Annotated in this window: 24 protein-coding genes and 1 other RNA gene; 11 read left to right on the top strand and 14 right to left on the bottom strand. The window is 62.6% G+C overall.

Going from position 1 to position 23,727, the window contains the following annotated elements; genetic code table 11:
• Positions 1 to 75: 75 nt before the first annotated feature.
• The 9 genes from E4662_RS11030 to E4662_RS10990 form a co-directional block, all read right to left on the bottom strand.
• Positions 76 to 1,374 carry a hypothetical protein gene (locus E4662_RS11030; protein WP_136441580.1) on the bottom strand — a complete coding sequence of 433 codons (1,299 nt, stop codon included), beginning with the start codon at positions 1,372 to 1,374 and terminating at the stop codon, positions 76 to 78.
• Between the two features lie 86 nt (positions 1,375 to 1,460).
• A complete protein-coding gene (gene scpB / locus E4662_RS11025; protein WP_240705173.1) occupies positions 1,461 to 2,072 on the bottom strand; it encodes an SMC-Scp complex subunit ScpB in 612 nt (203 codons plus the stop codon).
• A 58-nt stretch (positions 2,073 to 2,130) separates the two neighbouring features.
• Complete coding sequence (locus E4662_RS11020; protein ID WP_136441578.1) at positions 2,131 to 2,928, bottom strand: segregation and condensation protein A; 798 nt, start codon at positions 2,926 to 2,928, stop codon at positions 2,131 to 2,133.
• Positions 2,925 to 3,926, bottom strand: coding sequence for a glycoside hydrolase family 3 N-terminal domain-containing protein (locus E4662_RS11015; RefSeq protein WP_136441577.1), 1,002 nt, complete (start codon positions 3,924 to 3,926; stop codon positions 2,925 to 2,927). Before E4662_RS11015 ends, E4662_RS11020 begins: the two co-directional genes overlap by 4 nt.
• Entirely contained in the window at positions 3,923 to 4,915 is a 993-nt protein-coding gene (locus E4662_RS11010; protein WP_136441576.1) for an SPOR domain-containing protein, read from the bottom strand. The genes E4662_RS11015 and E4662_RS11010 overlap by 4 nt, the downstream gene beginning before the upstream one ends.
• 78 nt (positions 4,916 to 4,993) lie before the next feature.
• The gene (argS, locus tag E4662_RS11005; protein WP_136441575.1) at positions 4,994 to 6,736 is read right to left on the bottom strand and encodes an arginine--tRNA ligase; all 1,743 of its coding nucleotides are present in this window, start codon (positions 6,734 to 6,736) and stop codon (positions 4,994 to 4,996) included.
• A 60-nt stretch (positions 6,737 to 6,796) separates the two neighbouring features.
• On the bottom strand, positions 6,797 to 8,644 hold the full coding sequence (locus E4662_RS11000; RefSeq protein WP_136441574.1) for a cation:proton antiporter: 1,848 nt from the start codon (positions 8,642 to 8,644) through the stop codon (positions 6,797 to 6,799).
• Between the two features lie 87 nt (positions 8,645 to 8,731).
• Entirely contained in the window at positions 8,732 to 9,346 is a 615-nt protein-coding gene (locus E4662_RS10995) for a hypothetical protein (protein WP_136441573.1), read from the bottom strand.
• A gap of 131 nt (positions 9,347 to 9,477) precedes the next feature.
• Entirely contained in the window at positions 9,478 to 10,638 is a 1,161-nt protein-coding gene (locus E4662_RS10990; RefSeq protein WP_136441572.1) for a deoxyguanosinetriphosphate triphosphohydrolase, read from the bottom strand.
• A gap of 80 nt (positions 10,639 to 10,718) precedes the next feature.
• Between E4662_RS10990 and E4662_RS10985 the strand changes: the two genes are divergently transcribed.
• Entirely contained in the window at positions 10,719 to 11,042 is a 324-nt protein-coding gene (locus E4662_RS10985; RefSeq protein ID WP_136441571.1) for a HesB/IscA family protein, read from the top strand.
• Between the two features lie 58 nt (positions 11,043 to 11,100).
• On the opposite strand, the gene E4662_RS10980 is transcribed toward E4662_RS10985, so the two are convergent.
• The 3 genes from E4662_RS10980 to E4662_RS10970 form a co-directional block, all read right to left on the bottom strand.
• Positions 11,101 to 11,973, bottom strand: a complete 873-nt coding sequence (locus E4662_RS10980) for a DMT family transporter (protein WP_136441570.1) — start codon at positions 11,971 to 11,973, stop codon at positions 11,101 to 11,103.
• Positions 11,970 to 13,031, bottom strand: coding sequence for a DUF6902 family protein (locus E4662_RS10975; RefSeq protein ID WP_136441569.1), 1,062 nt, complete (start codon positions 13,029 to 13,031; stop codon positions 11,970 to 11,972). Before E4662_RS10975 ends, E4662_RS10980 begins: the two co-directional genes overlap by 4 nt.
• Before the next feature lie 67 nt (positions 13,032 to 13,098).
• Positions 13,099 to 13,701, bottom strand: a complete 603-nt coding sequence (locus E4662_RS10970; protein WP_136441568.1) for a DUF6749 family protein — start codon at positions 13,699 to 13,701, stop codon at positions 13,099 to 13,101.
• A gap of 376 nt (positions 13,702 to 14,077) precedes the next feature.
• Between E4662_RS10970 and xth the strand changes: the two genes are divergently transcribed.
• The 10 genes from xth (at position 14,078) to E4662_RS10920 (ending at position 21,219) form a co-directional block, all read left to right on the top strand.
• Positions 14,078 to 14,887 (top strand): exodeoxyribonuclease III, encoded by an 810-nt coding sequence (xth, locus tag E4662_RS10965; protein ID WP_136441567.1) that lies wholly within the window; start codon positions 14,078 to 14,080, stop codon positions 14,885 to 14,887.
• Positions 14,888 to 14,973: 86 nt separating this feature from the next.
• Positions 14,974 to 15,321: a transfer-messenger RNA gene (ssrA, locus tag E4662_RS10960) on the top strand.
• Between the two features lie 101 nt (positions 15,322 to 15,422).
• Positions 15,423 to 15,797 carry a DUF4345 family protein gene (locus tag E4662_RS10955; RefSeq protein ID WP_136441566.1) on the top strand — a complete coding sequence of 125 codons (375 nt, stop codon included), beginning with the start codon at positions 15,423 to 15,425 and terminating at the stop codon, positions 15,795 to 15,797.
• 31 nt (positions 15,798 to 15,828) lie between these two features.
• Positions 15,829 to 16,473, top strand: a complete 645-nt coding sequence (locus tag E4662_RS10950) for a DUF1194 domain-containing protein (RefSeq protein ID WP_136441565.1) — start codon at positions 15,829 to 15,831, stop codon at positions 16,471 to 16,473.
• Positions 16,474 to 16,596: 123 nt separating this feature from the next.
• Positions 16,597 to 17,412 (top strand): chromate resistance protein ChrB domain-containing protein, encoded by an 816-nt coding sequence (locus tag E4662_RS10945; protein ID WP_136441564.1) that lies wholly within the window; start codon positions 16,597 to 16,599, stop codon positions 17,410 to 17,412.
• 1 nt (position 17,413) lies between these two features.
• Positions 17,414 to 18,649 carry a chromate efflux transporter gene (chrA, locus tag E4662_RS10940; RefSeq protein WP_240705172.1) on the top strand — a complete coding sequence of 412 codons (1,236 nt, stop codon included), beginning with the start codon at positions 17,414 to 17,416 and terminating at the stop codon, positions 18,647 to 18,649.
• A 66-nt stretch (positions 18,650 to 18,715) separates the two neighbouring features.
• Positions 18,716 to 19,183 (top strand): SspB family protein, encoded by a 468-nt coding sequence (locus E4662_RS10935; protein WP_136441562.1) that lies wholly within the window; start codon positions 18,716 to 18,718, stop codon positions 19,181 to 19,183.
• 142 nt (positions 19,184 to 19,325) lie between these two features.
• Entirely contained in the window at positions 19,326 to 20,720 is a 1,395-nt protein-coding gene (gene fumC / locus E4662_RS10930; RefSeq protein ID WP_136441561.1) for a class II fumarate hydratase, read from the top strand.
• 86 nt (positions 20,721 to 20,806) lie between these two features.
• Positions 20,807 to 20,980, top strand: a complete 174-nt coding sequence (locus E4662_RS10925) for a DUF4169 family protein (RefSeq protein WP_136441560.1) — start codon at positions 20,807 to 20,809, stop codon at positions 20,978 to 20,980.
• Positions 20,977 to 21,219 carry a ribbon-helix-helix domain-containing protein gene (locus E4662_RS10920; protein WP_136441559.1) on the top strand — a complete coding sequence of 81 codons (243 nt, stop codon included), beginning with the start codon at positions 20,977 to 20,979 and terminating at the stop codon, positions 21,217 to 21,219. The genes E4662_RS10925 and E4662_RS10920 overlap by 4 nt, the downstream gene beginning before the upstream one ends.
• Here E4662_RS10920 and E4662_RS10915 read toward each other — a convergent pair.
• Both E4662_RS10915 and E4662_RS10910 read right to left on the bottom strand, forming a co-directional pair.
• Positions 21,214 to 22,305, bottom strand: a complete 1,092-nt coding sequence (locus E4662_RS10915) for an ABC transporter ATP-binding protein (protein WP_240705168.1) — start codon at positions 22,303 to 22,305, stop codon at positions 21,214 to 21,216. The two genes, E4662_RS10920 and E4662_RS10915, sit on opposite strands and share 6 nt — an antisense overlap.
• Before the next feature lie 47 nt (positions 22,306 to 22,352).
• The gene (locus E4662_RS10910) at positions 22,353 to 23,723 is read right to left on the bottom strand and encodes an SLC5/6 family protein (protein WP_136441557.1); all 1,371 of its coding nucleotides are present in this window, start codon (positions 23,721 to 23,723) and stop codon (positions 22,353 to 22,355) included.
• Between the last annotated feature and the right edge of the window lie 4 nt (positions 23,724 to 23,727).

Below are 23,727 nucleotides of genomic sequence, written 5' to 3'. Positions count from 1 at the left end.
AAATTTCCTTAACAGTTTCTTTACGGAATTGCGATTTGCGACAAGAAACCGGGTAACGTGCCGGTCACGATCTGATCAGCTTCCGGCTGGCTCCGGTGCGGGCGCATCGGTGTTGCCTGCTTTGTCTCCCTGTTTGTCTCCGTTCTGTTCAGCGTTCTTGTCGCCGAAAATCTCGCCGCCCTGCGCGCGGATCTTGTTGAAGGCCTGTTCGGACATGAAGCCGGACAGGAACGCGAGGAATGCGACGGTGAACGAGCTGAGTTCCAATCGGTCCTCCACCCCGCCGCCTTGCGTCAGCACCAGCATCCCGGCCCCGGCAAAGAGGAACACGGCAATCGCGGCGGCAATGCCTTCGGCAATGTTGATCATCAGGCGTCCGGCGGTGGGCTCGACCTTGCTCTCGGGCGAGGCGCGGGAAAAGGACACCAGCGTGCCAAGCGCCCCGGCGGCGATGGTGGCCATGAGGGTCAAAAGGATCGTCGGCGCGGGCACCAGCTTTTGCATGACCACCCAGGTGTCATCGCCGTAAAACTCGCTGTAGCGCGCGCGGTGCGGCGAGATGATCGGCAGGTGATCGGTGCGCAGCTTGGTCAGGGCCTCCTGCAGTTCCTTGTTGTCGTCAGCCAGCGCGTCACGCCGTTGCTCCACCCATTTCAGATCGCCCTGCGCCGCAAGCTGCGTCTGCCCGGCAAAGCGCAGCGCGCTGTCGCTGGACTTCAACTCGGTCTTGAGCGCAAGCGCCCGGTCCCGCCCGGCGATGCGGCGCGCGATCCATTCGGTTTGCGGCCCGAGCAGGACGTCACTTTTGGTCATATCCGGTACGGAGGCCAGCGTGACCGGCGTGCCGTCTTCCTCTTCGATATGGATGCTCTCGATAAAGACAAGCGCCGTCATGACCTTGTTCAGGTCATTGTCTGCGCCCCCGTCCTCCGGCATGAAATGCGCAAGCCGTGCCTGTTCATCTTGATCGAGGAAACTGTCGGCACGGCGGATATGCACCTGTGCCGCGGCCATGTTTTCATCGAGCCCACGCCGCGCCTCAAAATACTTCGCATCGGCCGCGTTCTGGGCCAGGACCATTTCAAAGCGTTGCTTTTCAGCCGCTTGCAAGTCCGTCTGCACTTCGGCGATGCGCGCTTCCAGCTCGGCCTCGCGTTTGATCAGAAAGCCAAGACTGTCGAGATCGGAAAGCTCGCCGCCGTTGGCGGCCAGCGTGGCGTCCCAATCGGAACGCAGGACATAGGCGGAAAAGCTGATGACAACCAAAAACATGAAAAACAGGTAAAGCGTGATCAAAAGCCCCCCGACAGAGATGCTGCGGCGCAGGCCCGGGGCCTCGGTGCTACGGCGGATTTCTTCTGTGAGCGATGTCATGAAACCTCTTGAAAACAAATGGAGAGAATGCCTCATGCTACCATAAGGCGTGCAAAAAATCCACTGTTCCCGTTGTCGCGGAGGCTTCAGTCCTCGAAGAGCTCGCTCTGACCTTCGTCGGTTTCTTCGTCCAGATCGACGTCGCCCTCGCCCAGTTGCGGCGCGCCGGAGGGCAAGGCGCGGCTTTCCAGAAGGCCTGCGGCGCGCAGCTCGGCCAGACCGGGCAGATCGCGCGCGGATTCAAGACCGAAGTGATCGAGGAAGCCTTGGGTCACCACGAAGGTCACCGGTCGGCCCGGCGTCATGCGACGGCGACCAAAGCGGATCCACTCCATCTCCAAGAGCTGATCAATGGTCCCCCTGGAGACCGCAACCCCCCGGATTTCTTCGATTTCCGCGCGGGTGCAGGGCTGGTGATAGGCGATGATCGCAAGCGTCTCGATGGCGGCGCGGCTGAGTTTGCGCTGCTCGACGGTTTCGCGCTGCATGAGGAAGCCCAGATCCCCCGCAGTGCGGATCGCCCAGGCATCCCCGACCTTCGTGACCTGCACACCGCGCCCTTCATAGCGCTTGCGCAAGTGCACCAGCGCCTCGGCGGCGTCACAGCCGTGCGGCATGCGATCGTTGAGATCACGCACAGAGACAGGCTCCGCGCTGGCAAAGAGGATCGCCTCGACCATGCGCTCCTGTTCGCCCATGGGCGGCGCTTCGAAAAGGCTTTCGCGCGGGGTCTCGTCCCCGTCGGCTTGCAAATCGTCACTCACGCGGGCTCTCCCGTCGGCGCATCTGGATCGGTGCAAAGAGATCGGACTGTTTGATCTCCGCATGTCCTTCCTTAACCAATTGCAGCGAGGCGGCAAAGGTCGCCGCCGTGGCCGAGCGCCAGCGCACCGGATCGCCGTCCCAGCCTTCGGGCAGATAGCTCTGGATATCGGTCCACTGCCCGGCAAAGCCGATCATGCCGCGCAGCCGGTCGAGCGCCTCTTCCATGGTAAAGACATTGTTTCGGTCCATGACGAAGGGGCGAAATTCGTCACGGGTGCGAATGCGGGCATAGCCCTGCATCAGGTCAATCAGCGTGGCGGTGTAGGTGACCTTGCGCACGCGGGTCATCTCTTCGGGCAGGCCACGGGCAAAGAAATCCTTGCCCAGCTGATCGCGCGCCATGAGCTGCGCCGCCGCCTGCCGCATAGCCTGCAAGCGTTCCAGCTGGAACGCGAGATGCGCGGCGAGGTCTTCGCCCGAGGGGCCTTCCTCGGTGGGATCGGGCGGCAGCAGCAGGCGCGACTTGAGGAAGGCGAGCCAGGCGGCCATCACGAGGTAATCGGCGGCCAGTTCGATCCGGAGCTCCTTCGCCTTCTCCACAAAGGCCAGGTACTGTTTGGACAGCTCCAGCACGCTGATCTTGCGCAGGTCCACCTTCTGGGTGCGCGCCATGTTGAGCAAGAGATCCAGCGGCCCTTCGAACCCGTCCACATCCACAACCAAAGCCTCCGCAGCGAGGCGGTCTTCTACGGTTTGGGGTTGATCAAAGAGACTGGGATCGTCGTTCATTGCGGGTGCTGTTGGCTCAAAGCCTCAAACTCCGCCGTCAGGGTTTCGATGTCAACGGGATTGCGTGCCTTGCGGTGGTTGAGCGCCTGCTCTGCGCGGGTCTGCGCCGCTTCGGACATGGGGCCGATCCGCGCCATGAGCGCCTGCATCTCCGCCAGATCGCCGTTGCAGTGCAGCACCGCATCACAGCCCGCCGCGAGCGCCGCCGAGCCGCGTTCCGGGATCGTGCCCGAAAGCGCTTCCATGGAAATGTCGTCGGTCATCAGGAACCCCTCGAAGCCGATCTGGCTGCGGATCAGGTCAATCATGACCGGAGAGAGGGTGGCGGGACGCGGGTCGATCTCGTCGAACACGAGATGACAGGTCATGCCAAGCGGCGACTGGTTGAATTGCGCAAAGACCTCGAAGTCGATCTTGTCGAGCACGTCGCGACCCGCCGCAACACGCGGCAGTTCAAGATGGCTGTCGAGCGTGCCCAGCCCATGGCCGGGCATATGTTTGATCACCGGCAATACGCCCTGATCCATATGCGCCAGCGCCACGGCTTTGCCGAGCCGCACCACATCGCGCGGATTGTCGCCCAGAAGGCGATTGCGCAGGACGGCATGCGTGTCGGGGCGGGCCACATCGAGCGCGGGAGAGCAATTGCCGTCAATCCCGAGCGCCAGCAATTCGCGGCTGATGATCGCGTAGCGCAGGTACATGGCCGTCTCGGCATCCGCGCCAAACCGCGCCACGTCGTCCAGTGGCGGCAGCCAGTCACGCACAAGCGGCGCGCGCATACGCTGCACGCGCCCGCCTTCCTGATCAATGAACACGGGGGCATTCCGTCCGACGCTCTCGCGCATCTCAGCGGTCAGCGCACGGATTTGATCAGCATCGCTCAGGTTGCGGGTGAAGAGGATGAAGCCGAACGGGTTCGTGTCCCGATAGAGCCGCTTTTCCTCTGCCGTCAGCCGTTCCCCGGCACAGCCGAGGATCGCCGCGCCAAAACTCACCGCGTCACCACCGGGATGCAGTCGACGTTTTGCGCCACGAAGGCCGCACAGAAGCGGCGGGCATCAGAGAGGTCCGCAAAGCCATGGGCGCGCAGACGGTAGAACACCCGCCCGCCGCTGCTGGCTTTCTGGATCACACGATCCTTGCCGTCGAGATAATCGCCAAAGCGCACCTCCAACCGTTTCCATTCGGCGCGGGCGCTTTCGGGGCTGTCAAAGGCACCGATCTGCACAAGGCGGGTGCCGGTAGGCAGGCTCGCGGCTTCGATTTCGGGGGCATCGGCGGCGGCCACAGCGGCGGCGATTTCCTCTGGCGCAACCGCGCCGACAGAGGCGGTCTTGATCGTGCTCGGGCGCAGTTTGGGCCGGAGCGAGCGCGCAAGGCCGGGGCCGGGTTTCGGCGCGGAGCCGGTCTCTTCGACGACGGGCGCAGTTGGCGTGACGGCGGCGGTCACCGGCTTGTCCTCGCCAGGGGCGAGATCACTCAGCGGCGCGGCGCCTGCGGCCAGTTCTTCGGCCAGTGCCTGCAAAGGATCACCGGGCTGGGCCAGCGGCTGCGCCGGTTCCGGCGCGCGCAATTCAGGTGCGGGCATCACCGCGACCGGACGCGGCGCGTCCTGCCTCGGGGCGATATTGGCCAGAAGGCCCTGCGCCACGTCTTCCTCGGAAAGCCCGGCCGGGCGCGGCGCAAGAACCAGACGATCCGCCGGACCCGCAGCCAACCCGCTGCCAGCCACGCCGTTCACCGCAAGACCCTGATGATCCGCCAGAGTGCCGCCGGGGTTTTCCGGCGCGATGCGCATCGGTGTGCCCGTGGCGCGCACCACCGGAATGCCGGAGACGTCGCGTGCCAAGGTTTGATAGCCCCACACGCCCACGCCAACGACAAGCGCCAGCGAGGTCACCGCCCCGGCGATATTGGCCATGGAGCCTGCACTTCTTCCGACAGGAGCCGCAGGTGCGGCCCCGTGATAGCTGTGATCGGTCATTTCGCCTCGTCTCGTCCGAACGGTGCGTGCCGTCCGGATCCACTGCTCTGCCTTTGCCCGATCAGCTGCGCTTGTTGGTCAGCGCATTTCCTGCATCGGAGTCACGCCCAAAATACCCAAAGCGGAGGAAATAACAACCGCCGTGGCGCGTGCGAGCGCGATCTTCGCCTGCGATGTTGCAGGATCGTCCTGCACGAAACGCAAGGCCGGCTCATCGTTGCCCCGGTTCCACAGTCCGTGCAGTTCCGCAGCCAGCTCGCTCAGGTAGGTGGCGACGCGGTGCGGCTCGTTGCCCTTGGCCGCAATCTCGATAAGACGCGGGAATTCCGCCAGCTTGCCCGCCAGCGCCAGTTCCGCCGTATGGGTCATGCCGGAAAGGTCCACATCGGCCAGGGTCGCGTCAGAGACGTCGATCCCCTGCTCTGCCGCCTTTCGCAGCACCGAGCAGATCCGCGCGTGCGCGTATTGCACATAGAACACCGGGTTTTCCTTGGACTGCTCGACCACCTTGTCGAAGTCAAAGTCCAGCGCCGCATCGTTCTTGCGCGTCAGCATGTGGAAGCGCGCAACATCGGGGCCAACCATATCCACCACGTCGCGCAGGGTGACAAAGGTCCCTGCCCGCTTGGACATTTTGAACGGCTCGCCGTTCTTGTAGAGCTTCACAAGCTGGATCAGCTTGATATCGAGCGGCGTTTGCCCGTCCGAGAGCGCCGAGACCGCCGCTTTCATCCGTTTGACATAGCCGCCGTGATCCGCGCCGAAAATGTCGATCAACAGATCATAGCCGCGCTGCACCTTGTCCCAGTGATAAGCGATGTCCGGGGCGAAGTAGGTCCACGCGCCATCCGATTTCATGATCGGCCGGTCCACATCGTCGCCATGGGCGGTGGATTTGAACAGCGTTTGCTCGCGCGGCTCCCAGTCTTCGGGCTTTTTGCCTTTGGGCGGCTCCAGAACGCCGCGATAGATCAGATCCTTGTCCCGTAAGCTGTCAATCGCCGCTTCGATCTTGCCGGTGCCGTAGAGCGATTTCTCCGAGAAGAAGTGATCCATCTCAACGCCGAGCGCTTTGAGATCAGCGCGGATCAGCGCCATCATCGCGTCGGTCGAAAACTCGCGGACATCCTGCAGCCAGTACTGCTCGCCTTTGTCGAGATAGTCGTCGCCGACTTTCTCTTTCAGCGCTTGCCCGACGGCCACGAGATAGTCGCCCGGATAGGTGCCATCGACAAACTCGACTTCCTGTCCATGGGCTTCGAGATAGCGCAGGTAGACAGAGCGGGCGAGCACGTCGACCTGTCCGCCACCATCGTTGATGTAATACTCGCGCGTGACATCCCAGCCCGCGAAATCCAGCAGGCTGGCGATGGCATCCCCCACCACCGCGCCGCGCGCGTGGCCGACGTGCATTGGCCCGGTGGGGTTGGCGGAGACATATTCGACGTTGACCTTTTTACCCGCGCCCATGGCGGAGCGACCAAACTGATTGCCCATTTTGAGGATCGCACCGGGCAGCGCCTGCCAGACGCCATGCGCCAGCCGCAGGTTGATGAAGCCGGGGCCTGCCACTTCGGCGCTTGCCACGCGCTCATCTGCGGCCAGACGCGCCACAAGAGCTTCGGCAATATCGCGCGGCTTTTGTTTGGCGGGCTTGGCCAGCACCATCGCGGCGTTGGTCGCCATATCGCCGTGCAGCGGATCGCGCGGCGGCTCGACCGTCACGGGGCCGAGGTTCAGATCGCCGGGCAGATCGCCCGCCGCCTGCATCGCCTCGATCGAAGCAATCACAAGGGTACGGATATCGGTAAAGAGGTTCATGTCAGGCTCCAGACTCTTGGGGCCTCCTCTATCATTTTGATGGGCGGGGTCAAATGGCCTCTATGCCTGACCCGCGCTTGTGCCGGCCTGCGCGTCCCGCCGCTCTTCGCGCATGGGGCTGTAAGCCAGCAAACGCGCCACATCCTTGGGTTTTGGTGTGTCTTTCGTCGTAAGGAAACGCAGCGTGCCTTTGGGGCCGAGGGTCGCGACGAGGATCGCTTCGGGATTGGTTTCCCGCCAATCTTCCAAAGAAAACTCATCGCTCAGGCTTGTGACCCGGAACTCCCAGCCATCCGCCAGCCGCGCATTGGCCTCAAGATAGGTCTCATCCGCGCCAATAGTCCGCCCGCCAAGCGTGGCTGGCAGGACGTGGCGCGTGCTGGTTTGTTTGACGCGTTTGAGCTGGAAGACGTTTTCGCGCCCGAACTCCGGCGCGAGGTCCGTCGCCACAAGCGTGTTGTAGGCGTCATTGTCCGTGGCGCAGATCAGCTTTTCGTACGCCGCCAGTTCCAGCCGGTGCTCCGCCGCCTCCGACAGAATGTCACCGAACCATGTCTCGATCCCCGCTTCCCGCGCGGCGCGCAGATGGCCGTGATTGGGATCGGCGATGATCACCGGCAGGTCCATTTTCTTCAGCGCCCCGGCGAGGGCCACGGACCAGCGTGAGCCACCAAGGATCATGACGCCCGGAGCGCTGCTGGCGGTCAGGCCAAGGGCGCGGGCGAGCGGCGTCAGGGTGAAACCGTGCAGGACAACGGTGGCAGCGACGAGCGCAAAGGCCAGCGGCGCGATGCGCGCGCCGTCTTCCACGCCAAGCGTGGCCAACCGTTCGCCAAAAAGCCCGGCCACTGCCACAAGCACCACGCCGCGCGGGCCGGTCATGGCCACCAGCGCCCGCTCTTTCCATGGCACATCGGTAAAGGCGAGCGAGGCAAGAACCGGCAAAGGCCGGGCCAGCAGGATCACCGCCAGAACAAAGGCCCCTGCCCGCCAGTCGAGTGTGGCCAGTACGTCAAAACTCATGCCTGCGGCCAAGAGGATAAAGACGCCCGAGACGAGCAGGACCGTGGCGTGTTCCTTGAAACGGCGCAGTTCGGTGTAGCTCGGCAGATCGGCGTTGGCGATCCAGAGGCCCATGATGGTCACGGTCAGAAGCCCGCTTTCGTGCAGGACGGAATCGGCCAGGGCAAAGACCCCGATCAACACCACAAACAACACGGGAACTTTCATGTATTCAGGCACATAGGCAAGGCGGAAGGCCCGAACGATGCCCCAGCCCGCCGCCACGCCAAGCACCGTGGCAATCAAGATGCCCAAGGCCAGAAGCTGGATCGCATGGCCGACGCCCGTGGCGGTTTGCATGACGATCACCACCTCGAAGGCGAGCACAGCCGCCAGCGCGCCCACCGGATCGTTCACAATGGCTTCCCATTGCAACAGGGCGGCGGGGCGTTTCGACAGTTTCGCCTGCCTGAGCAGCGGCGCGATCACCGTGGGGCCGGTGACAATCATGATGCCGCCAAAGACCGCAGAGCTGGCCCAGCTCAACCCCGCCACGTAATGCAAGGTGAGCGTCGAGGCGAGCCAGCCAAGCGGCGCGCCGACAATCACAAGGCGGCGCACCCCAGTGGCCGCATCGCGCAAGGAATGGAAATTGAGGGTCAGACCGCCTTCAAACAGGATGATCGCCACGGCGATGGCCACCATGGGTGAGAGCATGTCGCCAAACTGTTCCGCCGGGTTCAGGATGCCCAGGACCGGCCCGACGATCAGCCCGGCGGCGAGCATCAGGACAATGGCCGGGAGGCGCAGACGCCATGCCAGCCACTGGCTGCCAACCCCCAGCGCGCCCACAAGGGAAAACGCCAGAACCGGGGCGAGCCCGGTTGCTGCTTCGCTGATTGCCATTCGTCGAACCCCGTCCTGACCGCGCACGTTTCGCCAGACCATACCGCAAGTGGCTTGAAGGCAAAGCGCTTTTCTATTGACGATGGGTCAAGGGGCCCAGTTCAGCACCGTGCCGGATTTCACCCCGCGCGAGATCGGATGGCAAAGCATCAAAACCGCATCCCCGGCAGAAACCAGCGCGGCGTCGGACCAGTTGTTGCCCGCGTCTTCGATCTTCAACCCATGGAAGCGTCCCGGCGCGCATTCCTTGCCGAAATGACCCACCATGCCCGCATAGCTGGCCGCGCGGGTGCCGCGGTTGGGCGTGCCGCCCTGGGCCGCCGGAAAGCAGAGCACCGCGCGCGCCTCCCCTGCCCGCATACCGTGCACGAGGGCGGCGGCCAGCGCGGCGCTGCGGGAGAAGACATCGCGGGTTTCGGCCATGCTGGTTGCCTCGGCCATCGGGAAGAGATCAACGAAAAGATGCACCGGCTCATCGGCCCAGCAGTCCTGCAAGATCCGCAGCACATCGCGCCAGCCGCGCCCAAGCCCAAGCGTTTCAACTGAGCCATTACAGCGCTGCGCCAAGCGCCACAGCGCCTCTTCTTCTTCGCCCAGAGCCACCACATTGGCCCCGAAGCCCACCAACCGACGCGTCAGCGAGGCACCGAGCGGATGCTCGACCCCGGCAACAAACACCGTCTGGCCTTTGAATCTCGACACGCTGAACACGCCGCCCCACCATCACGCACCCGCCTCTGGCGCACTGCCCTTTACCGCAGGTCACCTTCGGATTTGGACACTTATAAGTTGCGCAGCGTGGAAGAATAAAGAGCGTTTTGCACCAAGGCCGATCAAATGCCGTCGTGCAGAATATCTGTCCCGGTGAATTGCGCGTGCTGTTGCAGGGCGTACCGGTCCGTCATCCCGGCGATGTAATCCGCCACAAGCCGCGCGCGCGCCGTATCATCCTGCGCCGCCTCAGCCTCACCGTGCCAGCGTTGCGGCAGAAGCGTGAGGTCTGCCATGTAGATCGGGAAAAGCGCCTCGACGACCTGCGTGACCTTGGCGCGCTGCTCCATCACGCTGGGGGCGCGGTACATGTTCTTGAATAGGAAAGCACGGATCTGCTTCAGATCGGCCCACATGGGTTTGGAGAACGCGATAACCGGCCCCCCCAGCTCGCGAACGTCCCGCGCAGAACGCGCGCCGCTTTCCTTCAGCTTGCCCGCCGAGGTGTCGATCAGATCCGCCACCATCACGCCAAAAACCCGGCGCAGCGCCTCGTGCCGCCGCCGGTAAGCGTCAGTGTCCGGATAGAGCCGATCGACCTCGTCATAGGCCGCACCAATGATCGGCAGATCGTAGATGTCCGCCTCCGAAAACAGCCCGGCCCGCAAACCGTCCTGCAGATCGTGATTGTTGTAGGCCACATCGTCCGACAGCGCCGCCACCTGCGCTTCGGCGCTGGCGTGGGTGTGCAGTTCCAGATCGTGGCGGGCGTTGTATTCGGCCAAGGCATAGGGGATCGGATCTGCGACCGGACCATTATGCTTGGCAATGCCTTCCAGCGTGTCCCAGGTCAGGTTCAGCCCGTCGAACTCCGTGTAATGGCACTCGAGCTTGGTCACGATCCTCAACGTCTGGGCGTTGTGGTCAAAACCGCCATAGGGCGTCATGAGCGCGTGCAGCGCGTCTTCGCCGGTGTGGCCAAACGGCGTGTGCCCCAAATCATGCGCCAGCGCCACGGCTTCGGTCAGATCGGTGTTCAGGCCCAGTGCATTGGCGATGGTGCGCGCGACCTGCGCCACCTCGATGCTATGCGTCAGGCGGGTGCGGTAGAAATCGCCCTCGTGCTCGACGAACACCTGCGTCTTGTGCTTGAGCCGCCGAAAGCTGGATGCGTGGATGATCCGGTCCCGATCCCGTTGAAAACAGGAGCGAAAGGCGCTTTCCTCTTCTACGATCAGACGACCGCGCGCCCCTGATGGCTCGCAAGCAAACTCTGCACGCATGTCAACCTTATCCTTGTCGTCTGTCCCTTGCGCCCATATATTCCAAGCCTGATTTGATTGAAAGCAAGAGGATCGCCGCGATGCAGCTCCCTCCGAAAGTAACGGACCGCGCCTTTGAACGGCTTGCCGAGATCGGCGCCGGGGACGAGGGCAAGGCGCTGCGCGTGGCTGTCGAAGGCGGCGGCTGCTCGGGGTTTCAGTACGACATCCGGCTCGATGATGCCGAAAGCGAGGACATGGTGCTCGAAGGCCATGGTCAGCGCGTTGTCGTGGACCCGGTGTCCCTGCCGTTTCTCGCTGGCGCGGTGATTGATTTCAGCGAAGAGCTGATCGGCGCGCGCTTTGTCATCGAGAACCCGAACGCCACCAGTTCCTGCGGCTGCGGCACCTCTTTCTCAATGTGATTTTCACACATGAAAACCGCCCCTTGCAAGGAGCGGCTCATGTAGTGCGTGAAGGGGTTCAGGCGTTTTGCGAGCCTGCCTTTGCAATCGTCTCCTCGGCCACGAGGTAGAGGCCCGAGGCGATCACCAGCATGACGCCCATCACCGTGCCAAAGCTCGGGATTTCGCCAAAGGCGTAGATGCCGATCGCCACCATCCAGACAAACTGTACGTTCATCACCGGCATGGCCACATAGGCTGGCAGGAAGCGCATGGCTTCGGCGGAGACATACCGCGCGCCAAACAGGAATCCCGCGTAGGCCACTATCCAGATCATGTCCATGAAAGCCATCGGTTTCCAGACAAAGGGCAGTGCCAGCGCCATGACAACGGCAAGGCCGAGATTGGGCCAGAAGACCTGCGCCAGCGGCACACGCTCGACCTTGGCAATCACCCGTGCCAGCAACATGGAGGCCGCGCCGCTGAAAGCCGCAACAAGCGCCCAAACGTGCCCTGCCTGCGCGCCGGTCAGACCGCCGGGCATCAGGAAGACAACGCCGCAGGCACCGATGGTCAGCGCAAGCCAGGCCACGGGGCGCGGCGCTTCGCCAAGGATCGGGCCGGACAGGGCCGCTGCGATCAGCGGGATCAACCCGATGAACAGGAACACATCCGCAAAGGGCAGATGGCGGAATGCCTGGAAGAAGGCGAGCGCCGCGATGATCGTCAGAATCGTGCGCAAGATCATGGGCTTGACGGATTTTATCCGCAGGCTTTCACCGGCGCTGGCTTTCGATGCGCCAAAGGACATGAGCGCCACCAAGGCGGCGGCAAGGGCGTAGAGCTGCGGCGCTTCATAGCTGCCGGCCACCAGCTTGGTGATGGCATCAGCGGCAGCGATCATCCCGGTGAAGAGGATCGCCAGAACGGCGCCTGTGACCGAGGGGTTCATTGGGTCCCTGCCCGGGCGAACCCTTCAAAATAGGCTTCGAAATGGTCGCTCGTGGTGGCGGCGACTTCCAACATGCCAAGCGCTTCTTCGGATACGGTGTCTGCCATGCGGCGTTTCATGATGGACCAGTCCCCCACCCGCGCATCATCCAGCGCCAGCATGGCCTGGCTAATCTCGCGCAACGCGGCGGCGTGATGCGGCTGTTTTTCAAACCGCATGCGCCCACCCGAGAGCGGCTTGCGGAATGCCTCGCCGCCGCAGGTGGCTTCGTGCCAGTTGCAGATCAGGAAATCGTGGTAGTTGTCATTGATCGACACGGTCTCGCCCTCCTCCACGGTAAAGGCCGCGGTCTCGCGGCGCAGCCACCCTGTCCAGACCGGCGGCGGAACTTCCCCCAGAAACCGCATCGCGATGCAGATCTCTGCCAATAGGTCCGCGTTCTGGTCAAGAAAAGCGGTCAGGCCGGCAAAATGCAAGCTGGTCACGGCGTCCGGGCCGAGGTCCGCTTGGCGGTGGCCATATTGGGTAAGGTAGAACACGATATGGGTCAGCTCATAAGCCGCTTTCTTGTTGGGCAGGGCAAAGGTCTTTGTCCTGCTTACGAAAGCGCGCAGGCGGTCGTCTAGCCTTGTATCCCGAACAGGGTCGACGCCACGGCGCGTCATCAGGCGACGCGCTTCCGCGCGCTGCAGGTCGGACATCTCTGCATCGACCAGCCCCTCCTGAGCCGCGTAGTGCACCATCTTTTCAGCCTCCTGCCCCGGCATGCCCAGATCCTCTAGATCCAGAGCAAGGCTAAGCAGGAAACGATAATACTGTGGAAAGAATTGCAGCCTTTTGGCGGCATTTGCATAAAATCCTGCATGCACGGCCAGCGCCTCGCCGGGCACAGGAAGCCCCGTGCTTTGCAGGATATTCAGCATCTCTCCGTTCTCTTTGAGCCAGAACACGTCATCGCCGGTGCGGCGGTGTTCGGCAAAGAGACCCAGAAGCGCGGTGATCCGCGCTTCCAAGGGCAGGATCCGGGACGGGACGGCCAGTTGGATAACATTGCTCATGGGTTGGCTCTCCTCATTGGGTGGACCAGCAAGGCGGCAACCCGCCCCGCCCGGGTATCTGCATGGATCAGGCGCGGGTCGGCTTGGACCAGCTCATGAAGGCTTCGACGTTGTCACCGGATTCGGCGCGCGTACCTTCGGGCTTGGACCAGCTCATGAACGCCTCAACCGCGTCGCCGTTTTCGGCAGAGGTGGCTTTCGGGCCGGACCAGCTCATGAAGGCTTCGACATTGTCGCCATTTTCAGCGCGGGTGCCTTCGGGGGAAGACCAGCTCATGAAGGCCTCAACCGCATCGCCGGTTTCCGCAGCGGTGGCTTTCGGGCCGGACCAGGACATGAAGGCTTCGACGTTGTCGCCATTTTCGGCGCGGGTGCCTTCGGGGGAAGACCAGCTCATGAAGGCCTCAACCGCGTCGCCATTTTCGGCAGAAGTGGCTTTCGGGCCGGACCAGCTCATGAAGCTCTCGACGGCGTCGCCATTTTCTGCACGAGTATCGGTGGGACCGGACCAGGACATCAGACTCTCAACAGCGTCACCTGAGGTCATGTCGTGCCCAGAAGGGCCGGACCAGGACATGCAGCTTTCGACGGCGTCGCCGTCAAATGCGCTGTTTGTGCGGTCGTTGGAAAGGATTTCTTTAAGGGTGCTGTGCTTACGTTGTGCGGTCATTTTCGTGTTCCTCGAAGGGGTTGCGTGGTATGCCCTTTCGAGTTGCCCGGAAAACGCGTTTGCAAAAAAGTTAATTCTTGTTAAAGTTGATTAATACCGAAAGTATTCACATCAAATCCGCGTCACACTGACGTCTCTTAGCTTCACTATCTGAGTTATCCCCAGAGAATTTTTTTCTGTGGATAGTTTCGAAATTTGCAACGCAACGGGGGTTTGCAAAGTTGCAAAGTCGCGAATCGCATGGCTGAAAGCGCGACTCGCGCGGGGTCTGGCCCGGCAAATTCACGGGCGCCCGGCGCGTGTTTGCCGTTTTTCGGACTTGTGCCGAGGGCAGAAGTTCGGGAGTTTGAGCCCCTGACATCAGGAGACTGCGCCCGTGAAAATCGCCACTTTCAATATCAACGGAATCAAGGCCCGCCTGAACGCTCTCACCGACTGGATCGATGAAGCGCACCCCGACGTCATCCTATGCCAGGAGATCAAGTCGGTCGATGAGGCCTTTCCGGGCGAAGTCTTCGAAGAGCGCGGCTATAATGTGGAAACCCATGGTCAGAAGAGCTTCAACGGTGTCGCTATTCTGTCCAAACTGCCACTGGAAGACGTCACCCGGGGCCTGCCCGGTGACGACAGCGACGAACAGGCGCGCTGGATCGAGGCCACTGTCATGGGCGAGACCCACGCCTGCCGGATCTGCGGGCTGTACCTGCCGAACGGTAATCCGGTGGAGCTGAACCCGGACGGCAGCCCGGTGGAAGGGGGCAAATACGCCTACAAGCTGGATTGGATGAAGCGGCTGGAGGCGCGGGCGCGCGCGTTGATGGCCGATGAGATGCCGGCCCTGATGGGCGGGGACTACAACATCATCCCGCAGGCCGAAGACGCCGCCAAACCGGAGCAATGGACCGAAGATGCCCTGTTCCGGCCCCAGAGCCGCGAGGCCTTTCGCCGGATCGTCAATCTCGGCTTCACCGAAGCCTTCCGCGCCCGGACGCAGGGGCCGGGGCATTACAGTTTCTGGGATTACCAGGCCGGGGCGTGGCAGCGGAACAACGGCATTCGGATCGACCACTTCCTGCTGACGCCGCAGGCGGCCGATCTGATGGTGTCCTGCGAGATCCAATCAGACGTGCGCGGGCGCGAGAAGCCGTCGGATCATGTGCCGGTGATGCTGGACTTGGCGCTGTAGCGCCTTTGGCCTGCAGTCGGCATGGAACCACCCCGTCCCGGATCGGGTCCAGGACGCGGCCTGTTATTCCCGTCCGGCCCCTGTAATCGCTTGAACCCCCATCCCAACGTCCCTATATTCAAGTCGTTCCCTCGGGGACTATGGGCATAAACGCGCATGTAATAAACGGATCGGACCCGGGGGCGGTACCCGGCGGCTCCACCAACATCCTTCGTTTGAGGATCATGGGGCCGAAATAGGATCGACGAACGCGTAAAGATGTAGCTTTGTCCCGGTGAGATACCACCGTTATCGGTTCACAAAGTACAATTGCAAACGACAATCGTGCTCCGGTCGCAGTTGCTGCGTAAGCAGTAACAAGATCGAAATCTAAGTCCTTGCGCCTAGCCGCGTAAGGCGGGGTTCGCAGGTACCTGGCAACAGAAACCTGCACTTACTCCCCCTGCCGAAACATGATGCGCATGGAGACAGCGCCAAAAACGCTGGACTTCCCCCGAACCTGCGCCAGCTTGCTTCGGCAAAGGAGAGACGCCCCATGATCGACCTCATCAACAGCGCCATCGCCCTGCTGACCATCGCGCTGGGTCTGTTCGGCTTCCTTGCGCCGCGCTATACCGCCGAGGCGCTGGACTTCAAGCTGGCGGATACGACCATGGGCCTGAGCGAACTGCGCGCCTCTGCGGGCGGGCTTTTTGTCATTATGGGGCTGGCCTGCCTGATCACCGGCGCGTCCGGGGCCTATGCCATGCTCGGTGTCGCCTATGCGGGCGCTGCGCTTGGCCGGTTGCTCTCCATCGTGCTCGACAAGCCGCCGCTGCGCAAAGCCACGCTCTGGTTTGCCTTCGAAGCCCTGCCCGCCTGTTGGCTGCTTGCCGCCAATCCGGGCCCGTGGAACGCGGTCGTGACTTGACCGCCCCTCCGCATCACAGCAGGTTGGCGAAATGCTCCGCATTTTCCTCGCCAGTCTTCTCTTTGCCACCAAAGCGCAGGCCTGCCAGACCGCGTTGATCCTGGCCATGGATGTCTCGCAATCCGTAGACGTGGGCGAGTTTCGCATTCAGAAGGATGGCCTTGCCCTCGCGCTGCGTGATCCGGAGATTGTGGAGACGCTGGTGCGCGACGAAATTGCGCTCAGCGTCATCCAATGGTCCGGCGCTGACAAGCAGGAGGTCAGCATCGACTGGGCCCGCATGCGCAGCGCTCTGCATGTGGCGAATTTCGCGGCGCGGGTCGAGACGCTGGAGCGCGCCTTTACCCTGTCCGACACCGCCCCCGCCGAGGCTATCCGCTTTGCCATGCGCCGGTTTGAGCAGGTGCCCGATTGCCACAGGCGGGTGATTGACGTCTCCGGTGATGGCACTCCCAATGCCGGGGCGGACGTGCGCCAGATGCGCGCGCAGGCGCAGCGGGTTCGGATCACCATTAACGGACTGGCCATCGAGGGCATGGGCGTGGCGGTAACCAACTTCTATAGACGCCATCTGATCACGCGCGACGGCTTTGTCGAAACCGCACGGGGCTACCGCGATTACGCCCGCGCGATCCGCGAAAAGATCCTGCGGGAAATCAGCAGGGTGCTGTTCTGAGCGCGCCATTGACATCAGCGCCCTAAGCAGATCACCATATACCCATGGGGCAGGCGACCGCGCCCCATGAGGCTCAGGCCCAAGCGTCGCATCCTTGTTACTCCATTCATGGAAGGATGCCTTATGCCTGCACCCAATGAAATCACCGCCCCGCAACTCCTGCGCAAGATCGGCCTGCCGGACTGTCCGGTCCTGATCGACGTTGGCATTCCCGAAGACGTGGCCCAAAACCCGGTGCGCCTGCCCACGGCCCTGCGCCATGCCCATGGGGCGCTTGAATCCTTGCCGGAGCGATTGGGCGGACGGCCTGCCGTTGTGATCTGCCAAAAAGGTCTCAAGCTCAGCCAGGGGGTGGCCGCGTGGCTCCGGGCGCAGGGGCACAGGGCAGAATACCTCGGCGGCGGAATGGCCGAATGGCAGGCGCAAGACGGGCCGGTTGTCGCAGAGAGCGCCCTGCCCCAAAGCACGCTTTGGATCACCCGCCATCGCCCCCGGATCGACCGCATCGCCTGCCCCTGGCTGATCCGGCGGTTTGTCGATCCCGCTGCACAGGTGCTCTATGTTGCGCCCTCCGAGGTGACAGAAGCGGCCAGACGCCTGAACGCCATTCCTTTCGATGTGCCCGAAGTGGCGCTGACCCATACCGGCGATCACTGCAGCTTTGACGCGATGCTGGCCCGGTTCGGTCTGCGTTACACACCGCTGGCGCGTATGGCCGACGTGATCCGCGCCGCCGATTCCGGACGGCCCGAAGACCATCCGGTTGCAGTGGGATTGCTGGCCGTTTCCATCGGCCTTTCGAGGCAATATGCGGATGACAACGCACTCTGTGAGGCGGGTCTGCCGCTTTATGATGCGCTCTTTCGCTGGGCGCGCGACGGCTATACGGAAACCCATGACGCCTGCGCGCAGCGGGCCGGAGGATTCGCCCGTGCCTGACCTGACCCCGATTCCGCTCAGCACTCTGTTCGGGGCCTTCCTGAAGGTCGGGCTGCTGTCCTTTGGCGGCCCCGCCGCGCAGATCGCTGTCATGCACCGCGAGTTGGTCGAAGAGCGCCGCTGGCTGAGCGAAGAGCAGTTCCTGCGCTCGCTGTCGTTTTGCATGTTGCTGCCCGGCCCGGAAGCCATGCAGCTGGCCACCTATGCAGGCTGGCGCTTGCGCGGTGTGCCGGGCGGGTTGATCGCTGGGCTGCTCTTTGTCTTGCCCGGCGCATTGGTGATTGCTCTTCTGGCCTTGCTGTATACGCATTACGGCGCAACTCCGGCGGCGCAGGCGCCCTTGCTTGGCATCAAGGCCTGCGTGCTTGTCATCGTCGCCCAAGCGCTTTGGCGGCTGTCACGCAAGGCGCTGAAAACCAACGCAGACCGCCTGCTGGCGCTTGGCGCTTTTATTGCGCTCTACAGCCTGTCCTTGCCATTTCCTCTGGTGATAGCGGTGGCGGCGGTCTGGGGCGCTTTTGCTGCGTCCAACCATAATGACGAGACAACGCCCACAGCAGGCACAACGCCGTGGCAGACGCTTGTTGTCTTTGCCATCCTCTGGCTCGCGCCCCTGCCCGTCCTCTATGCGCTGGGCCAGACTTTCCTGCTCGATCTGGCACTGTTCTTTGGCAAGCTGGCGGTGGTCACTTTTGGCGGCGCCTACGCGGTGCTGGCCTATATGGCGCAGGAGGTGGTCGAGGCGCGCAACTGGCTCACCGCCCCGCAGATGATCGACGCGCTGGGCCTTGCCGAGACAACGCCCGGTCCGCTGATCCTCGTGACGCAATTTGTCGGCATGTTGAGCGGGGCGGCGCAGGGCGGCACGGGCCTTGCCCTGACCGCCGGAGCGCTGACGCTCTGGATGACCTTCTTGCCTTGCTTCTTGTGGATCTTCGCCGGTGCGCCGCATCTCGAATCCTTGCTGGCCCGGCCCAGATTGCGCGGCGCTTTGCAGGCCGTGACCGCGTCGGTTGTGGGCGTCATTGCCAATCTTTCGCTGTGGTTTGCCCTGGGCGTGCTCTTTTCGCGCCAGCAGGACACGGCGCTGGGACGCCTGCCCGATTTCACATCTTTACAAGCCGCGCCTCTGCTGTTTATCGCCCTAGCGGCAGGCATCCTGTGGATAAGGCCGGGCGCGGTGCCGCTTGCGGTGGCGGTCTGTGCCGGATTGGCCGGATTGGGGGCGCTGCTGTAGAAAACAGCCCTTTTCCTCAGCGTCAGTTTCAATATGCTGAGGACAAAACAAAAGAAGGCTCCGGGGATGTCTGACGGGATCGACTATGGACGACTGATGCACCGCGCCATGCGTGGTCTGATTCAGGAGGTGCTGGAGGACGTGCGGGACAATGGCCTGCCGGGCGAGCATCATTTTTTCATCACCTTTGACACCGGTCATCCGGACGCCGAACTGGCCGATTGGCTCTCGGATCGCTATCCCGGCGAAATGACGGTGGTCATGCAGCATTGGTTCGACGATCTTGATGTCTCGGACGAAGGTTTCGCGGTATCGCTCAACTTTGGCGATGCGCCGGAGCGGCTGTATATCCCCTATGACGCGATCAAAACCTTCGTCGATCCGTCTGTCGAATTTGGTCTGCGCTTCGAAAGCCAGGACGACGAGGAAGACGACGACACGCCGCCTGATGACGGCCCCGGCGGCGGCGATGACGCGCCTGAACCGGTGCATCAGGACGCCGAAGTGGTCAGCCTCGACCGGTTCCGCAAGTAAACCCGCCCGCCTGCGTCCATTCGCGCGGGACCTTTGCTCCAATGTTAACGGTATCCAACGGTATACCGCCTTGTCTTTCTCTTTCCGTGCGTTAAGAGAAGTGCAGCTTTGATTTTGCAGCTCTGGCGAGGAGGATACCCCCATGTGTGCAACCCGTACCGAGACCGACAGCTTTGGCCCGCTTGAGGTGCCCACCGAGAAATACTGGGGCGCGCAGACGCAGCGCTCGATCATGAACTTCCCCATCGGCTGGGAAAAGCAGCCGGTCGCCATCGTGCGCGCGCTGGGCGTGATCAAGAAAGCCTGCGCGCAGGCCAACATGGCATCCGGCGCTCTGGATGCGAAGCTGGGTGATGCTATCGTACAGGCCGCAGGCGAAGTGTTCGAAGGCAAGTTTGACGACAACTTCCCGCTGGTGGTCTGGCAGACCGGCTCCGGCACCCAGTCCAACATGAACTCCAACGAGGTCATCGCCAACCGCGCGATCGAAATCCTGGGCGGCGTGATTGGCTCCAAGGACCCGGTCCACCCCAATGACCACTGCAACATGGGCCAGTCCTCCAACGACACCTTCCCCACCGCCATGCACATCGCCACCGCGATGATGGTGCGTGATGTCCTGATGCCGGGTCTGACCAAGCTGGCCGAAGGGCTGGAAGCCAAGTCCGAAGAGTTCAAGGACATCATCAAGATCGGCCGCACCCACACGCAGGACGCGACGCCGCTGACGCTTGGCCAGGAGTTCTCTGGCTACGCCATGCAGATCCGCAATGGCATCAAGCGCGTCGAAATGGCCCTGCCGGGCATTTATGAGCTTGCACAGGGCGGCACCGCCGTGGGCACCGGCCTGAACACCAAGAAAGGCTGGGGCGAGACCGTTGCGGCCAACATGGCCGAAATCACCGGCCTGCCGTTTGTCACCGCCCCGAACAAGTTCGAATCGCTGGCCGCCCATGACGCCATGGTCTTCATGTCCGGCGCCTTGGCCTCTGTCGCGGGCGCGATGTACAAGATCGCCAACGACATCCGCTTCCTCGGCTCCGGGCCCCGCTCGGGCCTCGGCGAGTTGATCCTGCCGGAGAATGAGCCGGGCTCCTCGATCATGCCGGGCAAGGTGAACCCGACGCAGGCCGAAGCCATGACGCAGGTCGCAGCGCACGTGATGGGCAACGATGCGGCAATCAAGTTTGCCGGCTCCCAGGGCCACTTTGAACTGAACGTCTACAATCCGATGATGAGCTACAACCTGCTCCAGTCGATCCAACTGCTGGGCGATGTGGCGGACAGCTTCACCGAGCGCATGCTGATGGGCATCGAAGCCAACAAGCCGCGCATCCAGAAGCTGATGCAGGAGAGCCTGATGCTCGTCACGGCGCTTGCCCCGACCATCGGCTATGACAACGCCACGAAGGTCGCCAAGACGGCGCACAAGAACGGCACGACGCTGAAAGAAGAGGCGATTGCGCTGGGTTTCGTGGACGAAGAGACCTTCGACAAGGTTGTGCGCCCCGAGCAGATGATCGGTCCGAAGGACTGATCCCAAATCTGGTTCTGGTGGATTTCACCAAGAAGAAACAGCAGGTCCGGCCTTTCGCCGGGCCTGTTTTGCGTTAAGGTGTTGCCATGAGCAATGTCGTGAACCTGAACCAGTTTCGCAAACGCAAGACGCGCGAAGACAAGCGGCGCGCGGGCGATGAGAATGCCGCAAAACACGGTGTGTCCAAGGCTGAGAAAACGCTCGCAAAGGCCCGCCTTGAAAAGGAAAACCGGGATCTGGACGGGCACGAGAAGGAATGAGCGGCAGGCCTGTCAAACGGTCCCTGACGCTGCGCGGGCATCGCACGTCGGTCTCTTTGGAAGACGCTTTCTGGACAGCATTCCGCGCCATGGCTAAAGCCGAAGGTGTGGCGATCAACGAGTTGGCAGCGCGGATCGATGAGGCGCGTGACCCCGAGGTCGGGCTGGCCTCCAGCATTCGTGTGGCCATTCTGGATAATCTTCACGCAAAACTTGAAGATCGACGCGAAAGCCTATGATTTTGCTTTGAAAATAAAGCATCTATTGCGGCGAACCGTGAGCCACATCGGCGTGCCTGAGCCGGGTAGAAAGACGTTCGGCACCGTGGCATGCAAAAGAGAGCCGTCGTAGTCCATGCGGAACTCCACAAGGCTCTCTGATCCCATGAACCGCGCCCGTTCGACGGTGGCGCGGGCGGGTGTTCCGGCCATGTCGGTCGCATTCGGGCCTTTGCCGTTTCTGTCGAAATCGATGCTGACGTGCTGCGGGCGGAAGACAATCTCAACGTTGCTGCCGTCTTCGAATCCGGGCGCGAGGAATGCGCCGAAGGGCGTATCGACCAGAGCACCTTGAACTTTGCCACGCAAGACATTGACATCGCTGAAAAAGGACACCGCTTCGCGATCCACGGGTGCGTTGTAAATGTTGTATGGCGCGCCCTGTTGGACGATCTTCCCGCCGCGCATCAGGGCGATTTGATCCGCCATGCGCATCGCCTCTTCCGGCTCATGGGTCACCAGAAGGACGCTGGCGCCTTCTTCTTTGAGCAGGTCCAGCGTTTCGTCCCGGATCCCGTCGCGCAAGCGGTTGTCGAGGCCAGAGAACGGCTCGTCCATCAGCATCACACGCGGTTGCGGAGCAAGGGCGCGCGCCAAGGCCACGCGCTGCTGCTCCCCGCCGGACAGCTGATGCGGATAGTCGTCGATAAAACGCACCAGCCCAACGCGATCCAGCAAGGATTGGGCGCGGCGCCGTTTGTCCGCGCCGCTTCCGCTCAGACCGAAGGCCACGTTCTGGCCTACGGTCAGATGGGGAAACAGTGCGAAATCCTGGAACATCAGCCCGATGGATCGGCGTTCGGGCGGTACGCGGAACACCGTGTCACAGACCAGTTCGCCGTCTACGTGGATCGTTCCGCTGTCCTGCATGTCGACGCCAGCGATCATGCGCAGCGTCGTGGACTTGCCGCAGCCTGACGGGCCCAGCAGACACATGACCTTACCCGGATCAATCGCCAGCGAGACATCGTCGACAACCGGCGATCCGCCGAAGTTTCGCACGAGGTTGCGGATTTCAAGACGCGGAGAAAGTGCCGTTTCCGTCAATGCTGCCCCCAAGCGCCCTTGCAGTGGTGAATTCGGGCCGAGGGGTATCAGCCGCGCGGCACCGCCGCAACCCTGCGGGCACTGATCAGCACAGCGGCGAAACCGGTGATCAGCACGACGATACAGATGGCAAGGAGTTGCTCGTACTTGTGCCCCTCCGGCAGGAGCGCCGCGATCCATGGCGTGGCGCGGGCGAAGTAGGCCGCAGCCCCAAGCATCGCTGCGCCCCAGGCGACCATGTAGGCCCAGGGTGCAATGGTGCGGCGCAGCACCAGACCGCCGATCAGCACAGGCGTCAGGAAGAGGCTGGCCGTGCCGCTGACAGCCACCGCGTCAAACAGGCTCTGGCTGCCCCAGAGGGTCAGGGCCGTACCCGCAAGCGCAAAAGCGATCATCGCAAGACGCCCGCCCAGAAGGCTGCGGGGGGCAAGGTGCAATTCTTCGACCACCAGACGGGCGGCGGAAGACAGGGCTGAATCCAGCGTCGAGAGCGCCGAGACAAGCAGCGAGAGCATCAGCGCCGCGAACACCCAAGCCGGGAACATACCGGCCCAGGTGCCGATCAGTTGTCCTTCGTACTCAGCGCCTTGCAGGCTCGCTTCGATGCCGAAGAGGCCAAAGCCGAAGATGCACAAGGCGGAGATCCAGAAGGCGTGCAGGAAGGAGGCCTTGGTGGTTTTCTCATCAGCGAGGAAACCGCGGTCCATCATGACCGGATCATGCGCCGGGTAGGAGAAGACCTGCAGCGCCGCCACGGCCAGCAGAACCCAGCCGTTGTAGGCACCCGAGGTGCCCGAAGCGGTCAGCGCTGCGCCAAGCGAGAAGCCCGGCGTCAGGAAAAGCGCGATCAGCGCCGCGCCGAAAACCGCCAGAAAGAGCACCATTTGCAAAACATCCGTGCGCAGCGCCGCGCTCAACCCGCCCCACGCGGAATAGGCCAGCGCCAGAACCGCGACAATGACAATCGCGGCGGTGTCGGTGCCTCCCCAGAGCGCGCCGAAGATCAGGCCGACAACCAGCAGGTTGGCGAAGACTTCCGACAAAAGCCGCAGGGCGATGACGAGGTTATAGGTGCCCTGCCCCATGCGTCCAAAGCGCTCGCCGAGCCAGTCCTGAACGCTGCGCGCGCCTTGGGCTCGCAGCCGCGCCACGATGAAACCGCCGGTGAGGAAAGAGCCGTAATAGGCGGTGTAGGCCAGCACGCCGGGCGCCCCGTAGAAATAGCCCAGAATGGCGGAATTCATCAAAGAGCGGGCGAAAATCCACGTGGTGACCTGACTGAGCACAAGGGTCCAAAGACCCGGCGCGTCGCCGCTTTGCGTGCGTCCCCCAAAGAAGCCTTCCACGCTGGCCCGGCGTGGGGCGAGGATCAGGCTGGCAATCAGGATGGCACCGAAAAGGGCAAGGACAACAGGCATTTGT

Source organism: Pacificoceanicola onchidii (assembly GCF_004804335.1).
GTDB lineage: Bacteria > Pseudomonadota > Alphaproteobacteria > Rhodobacterales > Rhodobacteraceae > Pacificoceanicola > Pacificoceanicola onchidii.
This window is presented reverse-complemented; position numbering and strand designations above follow the sequence as displayed.